This is a genomic window from Thaumasiovibrio clandestinus (genome assembly GCF_047250365.1).
Classification (GTDB): Bacteria; Pseudomonadota; Gammaproteobacteria; order Enterobacterales; family Vibrionaceae; genus Thaumasiovibrio.
The window spans coordinates 172827-184789 of the sequence record NZ_JBLBVL010000005.1; the positions used below are offsets into that span (position 1 = coordinate 172827).

10 protein-coding genes are annotated in these 11963 nt (G+C 45.1%); 5 read left to right on the forward strand and 5 right to left on the reverse strand.

What is annotated here, in order from left to right; genetic code table 11:
- Positions 1–8: 8 nt before the first annotated feature.
- Both ACKLNH_RS09680 and ACKLNH_RS09685 read right to left on the reverse strand, forming a co-directional pair.
- Positions 9–1841, reverse strand: a complete 1833-nt coding sequence (locus tag ACKLNH_RS09680; protein WP_413112049.1) for a DUF3413 domain-containing protein — start codon at positions 1839–1841, stop codon at positions 9–11.
- A 32-nt stretch (positions 1842–1873) separates the two neighbouring features.
- Positions 1874–2095: a YejL family protein gene (locus ACKLNH_RS09685; protein ID WP_413112050.1), complete on the reverse strand. Its 222-nt coding sequence runs from the start codon at positions 2093–2095 to the stop codon at positions 1874–1876.
- 75 nt (positions 2096–2170) lie between these two features.
- Here ACKLNH_RS09685 and yejK point away from each other — a divergent pair, with 75 nt between their 5' ends.
- From yejK to ACKLNH_RS09705, 4 genes are all read left to right on the forward strand, one after another.
- Complete coding sequence (yejK, locus tag ACKLNH_RS09690; RefSeq protein ID WP_413112051.1) at positions 2171–3181, forward strand: nucleoid-associated protein YejK; 1011 nt, start codon at positions 2171–2173, stop codon at positions 3179–3181.
- Positions 3182–3350: 169 nt separating this feature from the next.
- Positions 3351–4820, forward strand: a complete 1470-nt coding sequence (locus ACKLNH_RS09695) for an Hpt domain-containing protein (protein ID WP_413112052.1) — start codon at positions 3351–3353, stop codon at positions 4818–4820.
- Complete coding sequence (locus ACKLNH_RS09700; protein WP_413112053.1) at positions 4817–7312, forward strand: ATP-binding protein; 2496 nt, start codon at positions 4817–4819, stop codon at positions 7310–7312. Before ACKLNH_RS09695 ends, ACKLNH_RS09700 begins: the two co-directional genes overlap by 4 nt.
- 51 nt (positions 7313–7363) lie before the next feature.
- Positions 7364–7720: a nitrous oxide-stimulated promoter family protein gene (locus ACKLNH_RS09705; RefSeq protein WP_413112054.1), complete on the forward strand. Its 357-nt coding sequence runs from the start codon at positions 7364–7366 to the stop codon at positions 7718–7720.
- Positions 7721–7795: 75 nt separating this feature from the next.
- Here the strand turns inward: ACKLNH_RS09705 and ACKLNH_RS09710 are convergent, their stop codons facing one another.
- The 3 genes from ACKLNH_RS09710 to ACKLNH_RS09720 form a co-directional block, all read right to left on the reverse strand.
- Positions 7796–8917, reverse strand: a complete 1122-nt coding sequence (locus ACKLNH_RS09710; RefSeq protein ID WP_413112055.1) for a M20 family metallopeptidase — start codon at positions 8915–8917, stop codon at positions 7796–7798.
- A 78-nt stretch (positions 8918–8995) separates the two neighbouring features.
- Positions 8996–9451, reverse strand: a complete 456-nt coding sequence (locus ACKLNH_RS09715; protein ID WP_413112056.1) for a YjiG family protein — start codon at positions 9449–9451, stop codon at positions 8996–8998.
- A complete protein-coding gene (locus ACKLNH_RS09720) occupies positions 9451–10164 on the reverse strand; it encodes a nucleoside recognition domain-containing protein (protein ID WP_413112057.1) in 714 nt (237 codons plus the stop codon). Before ACKLNH_RS09720 ends, ACKLNH_RS09715 begins: the two co-directional genes overlap by 1 nt.
- Positions 10165–10695: 531 nt before the next feature.
- Between ACKLNH_RS09720 and asd the strand changes: the two genes are divergently transcribed.
- Positions 10696–11814 carry an aspartate-semialdehyde dehydrogenase gene (gene asd, locus ACKLNH_RS09725; protein WP_413112141.1) on the forward strand — a complete coding sequence of 373 codons (1119 nt, stop codon included), beginning with the start codon at positions 10696–10698 and terminating at the stop codon, positions 11812–11814.
- Positions 11815–11963 lie beyond the last annotated feature (149 nt).

The following is an 11963-nucleotide window of genomic DNA, read 5'->3' on the forward strand; positions in this document are numbered from 1 at the left end:
AGTTTGCGCTAATCTCTTTCCGTACGATAGAAGCGCTTTAGTTCTTCCATTGCTTGAATGAGATTGGTCAGGTTGGCACTATCTGGGTTGCTCATAGGGCGATAGTGGTTATCGAAAACGGTAAACCTACCTTCATCGTCAATGACGGTGGTGGTCTCAGCGTTGATTAAGGCAATATCATGCTCGTCTCCTGCCATGATCCAATTGCGCTTAATTCTCGGTGCAAACAGATTGTGCCCACTACTGTATAGCGTAGGGTCGGTTTCTACGCCGAGTAGGTTACTCATCAGCGTTGGCGCAAAATCTAGGTGATGGGTATGACGTTGAACCACATCACCTTTTTGGCCTGGTCGATAAATGATCATCGGTACTTGCAATTGGTAACGGCTGTAGTTTGAACCGACCCCCCAACGGTTCGAGTTGGTGTCGTTAAACTCTAACCCTTGGTCTGCGGTGATAATCACAACAGTATTTGATAGGTGCGGCTGTAGTGTTTGCACTATCTGCGCGATGTTTTTATCTACTTCGCTGGCAACAAGTTGGTAGTGGCTTTTTAGTATAGCTTCTTGTTTATAGCTTGATGGCGCTTTTATATAACCATCACCACGTTGTGCTTCAAATTGCGAGAGCGCAGATAAGGTGATAACACTAAATTGTGGTGCAGTTTGCTCATTATCTTGTTGTGCCAGCCACCATTGTTGCCAATGCTCGATCGTACTATTGTCATTGGGACTTTGAACAATGGTATCGATATTAAGTGCGGCAAAGAGTTCTTGCTGGAAGAGGCTGCTTTTCGCATTTTCGTTACCAAAGAGGCTGATTTGATAGCCCTGATCCTGTAGCGTTTCGAGCATAATCGGCGCTGTCTCTGCATTGTAAGCGCTTTTTTGATAGCTTGCAGGCAGGCCATAGTAAAGACCAAATAAACTCTCTTGGCTGCGATTGCTGTTACTAAAGTGCTGCTGAAACGCCAGTGACTGCTGTGCAAAGGCAGACATCTCGGGCATAACAATTGGGTTGGCAGTATCCGCGCGTAAGTTGTCGACTAACAGTAAAACCACATTCTGAGCATCTTTGGGGGGCAAGATAGTTAATGGTTGCAATGGGTATTGCATCTCATTACTCGTGCTTATCTCTAATGCTTGTCGGCGACGAACATAATCACTGCGATCCAGTAAGCCATACTTTTCCATGAGACTTTTCGCGGTCATTGGATAGGCCAGTGGAAAGTTGTCTTTTTGGCGGGTGATATTGAGATCCAGCTGGGCATCACCCCACGCATAAATTAGGTGACTCGAAATGAAACAGAACGAAAAAACGATGCCGATAGGCAGCCCAAGGTGACGTCGGCTGAGTTTACGTAATTTTTTCCAAAGTAGCTCCGATAACACCATCTGCAAGAGAAAGATGATCGGCATACTAACAAACAGGTATTGCCAGTTGGCGTTGGCTTCGGTTCGTTCGCCACTGATCAATAGGTTCCATACCACAGGGCTTAAATGAAGATTAAGCGTTTTATAGGCATGGGTATCAAGCAATAGGGTTGTTAATCCCAATGTGGCAACCAAAACGGCAAACAGCCGCATTAGGCGCTGTGATGGAATAACGAACGTGGTTGGAAATAGGATCAGCAGGTAGACCAGAAAGGAGATAAATCCAAAATGGCCGACCCAGCTCAGCCCCATATAGGCATACCCCAGCACGCTATCCGGCATTTGTGAATGCAGGATATACCGGCTGCCTAATGCCATAGCGACAAAGATATTGAAAAAACAAAACCAATGCCCCCAGCTAATTAGCTGGGAGACTTTGTCACGATACTGGGCTGAATCATTTACCATAGCGTTGTCGTTTGAATCCTATTGATTAACGATTATTGCTTGTCTTTCACAGAGCTTTGTAACGCGTGGGCAAATTTTTCTGCGATCGCTTTACGTTGGCCGTTTGGCACATTGTTGTTGATGATATTAGTTGCAAGATCACCCACAATCATTAGTGATAAATCAGCTGGAGCTCGATGCTGTTCCAGTACATTTATCATGTCGTTAAGGATGGCTTCAACTTGTTTGTCGCTGTATTTTGACGTAACTGGCATAAGATTTTCGGTTTAAAGTTAACTAAAAGCTGCTTATCATAGCGCACACTCCCCCTTAACTGAAAACATTTCATTATGAGTATGACCCTTTCACATCTAATTTTGCATCAAATCGAAAAAAACGATCAGCAGGAGTTGACGCTGCACCTGCGTGATGATGCATTGGCAAACAACGTCGCGAGTGAAGCCTTAGTGGCTGAACTGCATCGGGTTTTCAACAGTAAAGCGGGTAAAGGCTTTGCATACTTTGCTGACGATAGTAACGTGAAGCAGTGGTTGGGAGAATATCGGCAGGATAAGATTGATTTTGTTAGCTTCTCTAACCACTTAGCGACTCACCTGAAAGCGGAAATAAGCCAGTATCCTTTTGCTGAAGCGGGAACACTGGTGATTGCATTTTATCAGTCATTGGCGACCGACTATTTGTTTATTGGTATGCTGAATTCAAAACAGAGTATGCAGGTTACTGACAGTTTAGACATCAATAATGTCGCTTATCTCGATGTCGCAAAAATGGACATTGCCGCGCGAATTGACCTGTCTTCTTATGAGACTGATCCTGAGTCCAATCGCTATTTGACGTTCATTAAAGGCCGCGTGGGACGCAAAGTCGGTGACTTTTTCCTCGATTTCTTAAAAGCAGAGTCGGGGATGGATACTAAGCAGCAGAACCAACTACTGATGCAAGCGGTCGAAGACTTCTGTACTGATGCACGATTAGACAAAGAAGAGAAGCAGCAAACGCGTCAACAGGTATATGAATACTGTAATAGCCGTTTGCAAAACGGTGAAGAGGTAGAGGTAAAAGAGTTATCTGGTGAGCTACCTGATAGCGATAGTGGGGCAGATTTCTATCAATTTGCTGCTGCACAAGGTTATGAGTTGGAAGAGTCCTTTCCAGCAGATAGAACAACAATGCGTAAACTGAAGAAATTTGTCGGCTCTGGTGGTGGCGTGTCGATCTCTTTTGATGATTTGTTGTTTGGCGAAAGGGTATTCTATGATGCAGATACTGATACCTTGACCCTGAAAGGCATCCCGCCAAATTTAAAAGATCAATTGTTACGTCGGTTGGCGAGCGAGTGATTTTAATTTAAGTGCATTTTTGTTGGCGATATGTCATGTATCGCCAATGAAATCGTTACTGTCGCTTGTTTTGGGCGGTGCTGTGTGATTAATTGGTTTATGATAAGTTATATATCTTGAAGTAACTTGTTTCATTGACATAAACAACAATTGCACTGCGGGGGATCTTATGGTGCTTACAAGGCATCGATTATCTGCCATACGCTTGATAAACGTTTTATTGGCTTGCACGCTTCTCGTCATTCCTGTCGCTTTATGGCAGTGGTACTCAGCATCTCGGCTTGAGAATCAATATAATCAATTAAATACTTTAAATATCTACCGTGCAGAGCTCATGCGATCAGTCATCTTAATGCCAGCTCAGGGCGAGAGAACGGTTGAGTCCATAATTAATCAATCATCGAGCTTTCGTCGTCATTTACTGACGCTACCTGATGACATTGGCCAAGACCATGAACTGGGCGTGTCGTTAAAGCTAGGCGGCAGCCAGTTTGTCGACCTTGTCGATATTGTGTTGGCTGGTGGCTATGCGGTAAGCGATCTTGCTAACGAGCTAAGTGCTGCTTATCAGCAATCTGAAACAGAAGAAGTACGTGCAGTTCTAGACCATCTATCAGGTTTCTTTTTCCGTGAAGTATTTGCTAGCACGGATAAGCGGATATCGGTTGATAACCAACGTTATCGTCAGTTCATTGCGACAATTGAGCAAAATATACAGAGGTTGTCTTTAACACAACGTGCTGAATTCAAATCTATTATTAAAATGCTATCTCCGATGGTTGCAAGGCATGGCCAATACGATAGTTCCGCGCAAAAAGTCATAGATCATCACTTTAATAATCAATTGCCAGCTGTATTAGATGAGGTGTTTATTGAACTGCGCAAAAGCAATCAGACAGTCATGGCAACCTGGCTAGTTGGCTTATCGTTAGCGCTGTCTGGTTTTATCTACCTTTTCATTTCTTCTAATTCTTTACGCAATGTTAAGCGTGACGTAAGTCAAGTTGATGACGCCGAGGTGGTGCTTAATCAAGACGAACAAACCAGCAGTGTTGTTACTCAGCCTGCAGAGCCTAGCGCGGAATCAGACACGGGTGAGTCAGCGTCAGTTATGTTTAATTACTCCGATGCTGCGCCAAGCAGCCGAAAAGCGTCACCGGACAGTGTCGATTTATCGTTAGCGAACTCAGCCTCAGTCGTACAGGAAGGTATGGTATCGGGAAAGGCTGACATAACCCATCGTCAGACAGAGGTTGACAACCGTGAGCTCTATCAAATCTTGCCTGAAGAAGGCCACTCCTTTGATATTAATATCATGCTGGATGCGCTCGATGATGATACCGATGCGGTGAATATGCTTTTGCAACTATTCATCAGTGAGCATGGCGAAGATGCTCAGCGATTGAGCCAATTAAGCAGCGAGGGTCAAGAAGAACAGTTACGCCTTTTAGTGCATACCATCAAGGGCGTTACAGGTAGCCTTGGGGCAAACAGCGTGGCAGAAATGGCAGCGGAGGTGGAACGCCAGTTAAAGGCTGATATGCCAATACAACAGCCAATACAGGAGCTGGCGAATCGGCTTAATCGATTACTAGAAGAAGTTCGTTTGCACTTAGAAGTAGGAGTGAGCGGAAAATGAAGCAAACGGTTTACTCCTTGCGTGTCAAAGGGTGTATTTTTTTGCTGCTGTTATTTTTAGTGTTGTGTTGCGTGGTGTTCTACGTGGTTGAAACACGAGGTGCACAGATCGTTGCATCGAAGGTTAAAGAACATTTAGTTGCAGAAACGACCGCAGCCATGCACTCGGTATCATCAATAGCGATTGATATCGAAAGTTTAACCATGGTGCTTGCAACGGCAGCAGAGACACAAAATTATGCTGAGCTAACTGCTTTGATGCAATCGTTGTTTACTAATCCTAATAGTGCGGATGTGATAGCGGGCGGCGGCGTGTGGCCAGAACCCTATCAGGGGGAAAATCAACGTTACCTAGACAGCTTATTTTTCAGTAAGGATCATCAACAGCAGTTCATTCAAGTTGAAGCCTATAACCAAAATCCAGCTCGAGCTTACTTTAATGAAGAGTGGTATGTGCCAGCATATTGGCTAAAAGAAGGCCAATCTTATTGGTCTCAGTCGTACACCGACCCTTACACGCATGAGTCAATGGTGACCTGCTCTATGCCCTACTTTCATGATGGAAAAATGGCAGGGGTGGTGACGATTGATGTTCGTCTTAGTGGTTTAGCACCTTACTTAAAGCAAAAAGGTGATGAACTCGGTGGCTATTTGGCCATGTTTGATCGTTCAGGGCGGTTTATTTTTTACCCTCAAGAGCAGATGGTAATAGCATACACGTCAAATGGACGTGAGCCGATCACTGCAGAGCAGTTGGCTGAGCGTGATTATCGTTATGTTGAACAAGCATTAAATATGAGTTTTATTGCTCAAGAGAAACGCTTGAGCGTACAGCAGAAAACGGATGTTGTGGCGTTAGCCATTGCGATATTGAAACGCGCCAATGCAATAGATTTTAATTACGCCTTGCTGGTTGCAGACGCGCTGCATCAGTCAGGTCAAGACCGTTATCGTGTTGCGAATAGTCTCTTTCACGGTAAATTATTGGATGATCCACTGTTAGAGCAAGAGGTATTTGTTAATGCTGTAACAATGCCCGGAACCGGGTGGATGTTATTAAGTAGTGTGCCCGGTAGTGTTTTGACGTCACAAGTGACGAATTTAGAAATAAGCCTACTGAGTGCCTTAGTGGTTAGCCTGTTTGTTGCGCTGCTTGTCGCCTATTTCTTCTATTCATACTACATCTTGCGGCCGCTAAACCTTGCTGGGCAAAGTTTGCGGCAAGAAAAGGGGGTAGGTGAGTCGTCTCCATTACCCGTGCTATATCATGATGAGTTAGGGGTGTTGATTGAACGCTTCAATCGACATAGTGAAACGCTCCACGCTATGCGTCAGCAGGCTCTTGCCACTGCTGAAGCTAAGCAGCAGTTTTTATCTGTGATGAGTCACGAAATTAGAACGCCGATGAATGGCATTATCGGCGCGGCAGATTTGATTCGTGATAGTCACTCATTGCAGGAGACTAAGCAGTATATTGACATTATTGGTCAGTCAGCGCAGAGCTTAATGCGTTTGATTAATGACATATTAGACTACAGTCGTTTGAGTGCTCAGAAGCTGGAGCTAGAGGCAACGTCTTTTAATCTTGTTGAGTTAGGAGAATTTGTTTATCAACTCTTAACGCCGTTAGCCCGTGATAAGTCGGAGTCACTGAATTTCCGTTATTGGGTTGATGGTAACCTTCCAGAGGTAGTGATTGGTGATCCTACGCGGCTTCAACAAATACTGATTAATCTCGTTGGAAATGCATTGAAGTTTACTAGCCATGGTCACGTCTTTTTGACCGTGAGCCTACACAGCCACACAACATCGCTGGCGACGATTAAGCTAACCGTCTCTGATACCGGTATTGGTATTGATGCTGATAAATTGCAGGCGATTTTTAATGAATACGAACAGGCGGATCATTCGGTAAATAGACAGTACGGTGGCAGTGGGTTAGGGCTAGCAATCACTCAGTCTTTAATTGATTTAATGGGCGGCGCTCTCGAGGTTGTCAGTGAGCCAGGTGAGGGAAGTACATTCACCGTGATTTTACCCTTTGCACTACCATCACCAGAAGCCTCTGCATCGGTGGTTATCGATATGGATTACCAGCATCATGTATTGGTGGTCGATGATAATAGGGTGAACCGTACCATTGCAATGGCGAAGCTTCGGCGCTTAGGGTTCACTGTTGAGTCAGCAATGGATGGTATGCAGGCGCTGTCTTTGTGTGCCACCAACGCCTTTGATCTGATTTTTATGGATGTTAACCTGCCAGAAATGAGCGGACTAATGGTGACTCATCAACTTCGCTCTGAAGAGGGAATAAATCAACATACTCCGATCATAGCGATGACGGGGGAAACAAGCCAAGCTGAGATTGCGCGTTGTTTTGCTGCAGGAATGCAGGCCCACCTGCCAAAACCAATTGATGATGAACGCTTTAAACGCTTATTGGCCGATACTTTCCAATTGTCGGTTGAGAAGTTAGATGGCTCAACTGAATGAGTTTGATCGAGATCAATGGAATTCAATGTTAAAGGCGCATAATGCGCGGTTATGAAAACTATTATGCATTTTATTAACCCGCAGTACCAAGAACCACTCGTGGTAAAAAAAATGGTACAGCAATACTGTCAACGCATACATCGTGGTGCAGTATTGTGTGATGATTGCCAAGTACTCATTGGCTATATTGGTAAGAAGATTGGTGCTTGTCGTTCAGGCGAAAAGAAGTCGTGCTGCTTACAGTGCAAAAAAACGTGTCTGTCTGACGCTCAGCGTTTGAAACTGAAACATATAATGACGTGGTCGGTTGAGCGCGTAGGATGGCGTGAGCCGAGTATGATGTTGAAGTATCATTGGCTAACGTCACGTCAACGCAGTGGCAACCGTGCCACGGTTAATTCGGGTTAATCAGGGCGAAACACATGACGTAAAAAAGCCTCCCATGGTGAATGGGAGGCTTTTTAGTTTGTATCGATGAGGGGCTTACTTAGCGGCAATCTTCTCAAGTACACGCATAAGTAGGCGAATACGAGGTTCGATGGTCTCTAGAATCATATACTCGTCAGGGCCGTGCATTAGTGCGCCTGCAGGGCCAAGGCCGTCTAATGTCGGTACGCCTAGAACCGCGGTTAAGTTAGCGTCTGAACCGCCGCCAACAGCTTGCCAAGTAATGTCTAGGTCGACATCTTTACCTGCTTGTTCAACAAGTGCCATAAGCTCTTCAGTTTTCTCTGAAGGAACCATTGAAGGTTTGTGCGCTTCGCGTACCACTTCAGTGCTAACACCGTCGATAAACGGAACCATGTTAGTCAATTTTTGGTGGACATCAGCATACTCGTCATTGTCCCAGAAGCGGACGTCAATAACCAGCTCAGCATGTTCAGGCACAATGTTTGCGCCAGCACCGCCTTTAACAACACCAGCATTCAGTGTTGTGCCTGATTCGAAGTTAGTCATTTCGTTAACAGCGAGAATCCAGTGCGCCATTTCAGAGATAGAGCTACGACCATTTTCTGGATCATTACCAGCATGTGCAGCTTTACCGTTGAATGTCATCTTGTAGCGAGCCATACCTTTACGGGCTTTAACAAGAGAGCCATCAGCACGAGCAGCCTCAGCGACTAGAACGTGTTTAGCGGTCTTCGCTACATCAATAAGCCAATCTTGCGAGTGTAATGAGCCAATCTCTTCATCTGGGTTCATGCAGATACAGATTGACAGTTGATCTAGAACGCTTTTGTCAAGATTACGCAGCGCGTAAACGATATTTAACAAGCCAGACTTCATGTCAGCAACGCCTGGACCGTAGGCTTTTTCTGCGTCTACAGTCATTGGACGTGCGGCCACGGTACCAACAGGGAAAACCGTATCCATGTGACCAACCATAAGAACATCAATGTCAGCTGTCTCTGGTTTGTTACGGATTTCTAGACCTGGACCTGCAATGCCGCAGTCAATCGTTTTGATTTCCCAGCCACCCATAGCTTCATATTTTTCAGCCATGCGACTAGCGATCACTTCCAAACCTTCTTTGGTCAGAGTGCCACAATCCACATCGATAAGTGGGCGTAGTTCTTCTAAGTAATCTTGTAGAGAGAAGTTCATCGTTGATCCTCTTTTGAAAATACAGGCTTGCATTAAAAAAGGGCGGCAGAAATGCCGCCCTATCGTTAAGGGGTTGTGCTACACCAAGATGTTCATAAAGAACATTGCAATGAATGCGTTAAACACAGAGATGATAATCATTGGTGCATAGTGACGGCCTTCAGTACCGATAACACCAAGAATACGACCAAGATACTGTACTTGCGAACCCATCAAGTAGATAGCTGGTGCAAGAATAGCAATATGGCTACCGTTTAGGATACCGCTGTCAAATAGAGTGATAACAACACCCACAGCGCCACCCATAGACATCCACGCACCAATCAGTACCGCAGCAGCTTCGCCGGGAAGTCCAACAAGACCCATAATCGGAGCGAACAGTACGCCCATCGCATCAAGAGCGCCAGTAAGGCCAAGAATCTTGATGATGATGAATGCCATCATTACATTTGGAATGGTGCTAGAGGTCGAGATGTTCCAGCCTTTACGCGCACCTTCAACGAAGATGTCAGTGACCATTTTAGATTGTGCCATTATGCCGCTTCCTCTTGAGTTTGAGTCGATTTTTTATCAGCGAACTGTAGCCAAACACGGAAGATGTTCGCACCAACGATTTTCATAATAAACATCATAGCAACAGCTAGACCAATAGATGATGTTACTGCAGGTGTGCCGTCAGCATATGCCAAGGTAAATAGCACTGCGCCTGAAGAGAAAAAGTTAACGATGGTCGCACCAGCAGAGAACTGGAACATTGCGAAGATGTCTGTTTCACGTTGAGTCAGTTTGCCTTCTTCTTGCAACTGACGAGTCATTGAAGCGCCTGCGTCAGTATTCTGTAAAGAGGCAATCAGTGCCAAACCTGTGTCACCAGGAATGCCCATCAGAGGACGAAGTAGTGGAGTCAGTAGTTTGCGAGCAGCTTCTAGGGCGCCGAAGTGTTCTAAGACGTTAATCATACCCAGTGCAAACATAACTGTCGGGACAAGTGTTAGAGCGAACAAGAAACCGTCGCGAGCACCATTACCGCCAGTACCGCGCATGGTGGTGCGTGATACTTCAATTGCGCCATCTACGCCAGCGGTAGCGCTATTTGCCATCGTACCGAAAGCACCGTTGAGGGTGTTGAAATCAAAAATACCATACCATTCATTAGTTTGAAGGGCGCCTGAGAAGAAGACAAAAGCGAAAGCCAGGGCAATGTAAGCACCAATAGTGACTTTCTTGCTTTCTGCAGCATTACTCATAGTAAAACCTCTGGTTTAAATTGGGGGTGTTCACGCAATATAATTTGCGTGAATGCTATTGTCGTCATTTTCACGCTGAATAAATTGATCGGGGTCAAAATGTGCTACTGAAATTTTGTTTCTTGGTGTTATCATCTATCTGTGGGTTGTTATGGTGGTGTTTATGTTTGTATGGAGAGTTTGTTGTGGTGATGTATAATTCCTTTTCAATTAGATGGTTACGCGAATGCGTAAATATTGATAGTTGTGCTGAATGTGTAAATTATGTGCCTTTTTGGTTGATTTAGATTCACATGCCTGTTTGTTTAAATGAAGTCTAGTCAGCTTTTGTTCAGCTCGCAGTGTCACTGGAAATGTTACAGCGGTCACACTTTTGTATTTTACAAGATAAGACAGCATGGAATACGAGAACGCTGTAACAGAAGATGCTTGTCGAGTGTTGGAAATCTGAACGGCTTTTTCTTGTTTTTGTAAACTTAAAAAGCGATGATGTGGTTTAGCTGAAATTTAACAGGGAGATGTGTAGCTATGATGAAAGTTGGCTTGGTTGGCTGGCGTGGGATGGTTGGTTCAGTATTAATGCAACGTATGGTTGAAGAGGGCGATTTTAACCTGATTGAGCCAGTATTCTACTCCACATCGCAAGTGGGGATCCCCGCACCAAATTATGGTAAAGATGCAGGGCTGCTCCAAGATGCATACGATATTGAAAGCTTGAAGCAGCTAGATGCGATTATTACTTGTCAGGGGGGAGGGTATACAGAGAAAGTCTATACTGCCTTACGCCAGACTGGTTGGAAAGGTTATTGGATTGATGCAGCGTCCACTCTGCGTTTAAAACCTGATAGCATTATTACCTTAGATCCAGTTAACTTTGATCAAATTCAGCAAGGTATACATACTGGCACCAACACCTTTGTTGGAGGCAACTGTACTGTTAGCTTGATGTTGATGGCCGTGGGTGGCTTATATAAAGCCGGTCTTGTTGAATGGATGACAGCACAGACTTACCAGGCGGCTTCTGGCGCAGGCGCGAAGAACATGCGTGAGCTTATCAGCCAGATGGGTGTGATTAACGACGCTGTGACCTCTGAGCTGGCAAACCCTGCCACATCGATTCTTGATATTGACCGCAAAGTTGCAGAAACCATTAGAGCAACAGATTTCCCTGCGAGTGAATTTGGCGTTCCGTTGGCTGGCTCTCTGATCCCGTGGATCGATGTTAAGCGCGATAACGGGCAGAGCAAAGAAGAGTGGAAAGGTGGGGTTGAAACTAATAAGATCCTCGGCCTGGAAGGCAATCCAATTCCTGTTGATGGTACGTGTGTGCGCATCGGTGCAATGCGTTGTCACTCACAGGCACTAACATTGAAACTTAAAAAAGCGGTGCCGCTCGACGAAATCGAAGAGATGATTGCACAACACAATGATTGGGTGAAAGTCATCCCGAATGAGCGTGATATTACAATGCGAGAGTTGACGCCAGCGAAGGTGACCGGCACGTTATCGGTTCCTGTTGGTCGTTTGCGCAAGCTGGCGATGGGGGATGATTATTTGAATGCATTCACTGTCGGTGATCAGCTACTTTGGGGAGCGGCAGAGCCATTACGCCGTACGCTACGTATTATTTTGGCTGAAAAATCGGCTTAGCGTGTTTGTGACCAATTGCTGACCCACTAGTTACTCGAACAATGTAGTTCAGGGCAGCAATACAATTGGTCGTCATACAATGCCGAAAAAGGATGGTTACTTTAACCATCCTTTTTATTTGTGTCCTGCTGTCCAGTAACCCTCTCTGC

What these genes read in the sequence shown, in the direction of transcription:
- ACKLNH_RS09710 (WP_413112055.1), bottom strand. Translation starts at nt 8,917, where the DNA reads ATGAACTTCTCTCTACAAGATTACTTAGAAGAACTACGCCCACTTATC.
- ACKLNH_RS09680 (WP_413112049.1), bottom strand. Translation starts at nt 1,841, where the DNA reads ATGGTAAATGATTCAGCCCAGTATCGTGACAAAGTCTCCCAGCTAATT.
- asd (WP_413112141.1), top strand. Translation starts at nt 10,696, where the DNA reads ATGAAAGTTGGCTTGGTTGGCTGGCGTGGGATGGTTGGTTCAGTATTA.
- yejK (WP_413112051.1), top strand. Translation starts at nt 2,171, where the DNA reads ATGAGTATGACCCTTTCACATCTAATTTTGCATCAAATCGAAAAAAAC.
- ACKLNH_RS09720 (WP_413112057.1), bottom strand. Translation starts at nt 10,164, where the DNA reads ATGAGTAATGCTGCAGAAAGCAAGAAAGTCACTATTGGTGCTTACATT.
- ACKLNH_RS09715 (WP_413112056.1), bottom strand. Translation starts at nt 9,451, where the DNA reads ATGGCACAATCTAAAATGGTCACTGACATCTTCGTTGAAGGTGCGCGT.
- ACKLNH_RS09695 (WP_413112052.1), top strand. Translation starts at nt 3,351, where the DNA reads ATGGTGCTTACAAGGCATCGATTATCTGCCATACGCTTGATAAACGTT.
- ACKLNH_RS09700 (WP_413112053.1), top strand. Translation starts at nt 4,817, where the DNA reads ATGAAGCAAACGGTTTACTCCTTGCGTGTCAAAGGGTGTATTTTTTTG.
- ACKLNH_RS09685 (WP_413112050.1), bottom strand. Translation starts at nt 2,095, where the DNA reads ATGCCAGTTACGTCAAAATACAGCGACAAACAAGTTGAAGCCATCCTT.
- ACKLNH_RS09705 (WP_413112054.1), top strand. Translation starts at nt 7,364, where the DNA reads ATGAAAACTATTATGCATTTTATTAACCCGCAGTACCAAGAACCACTC.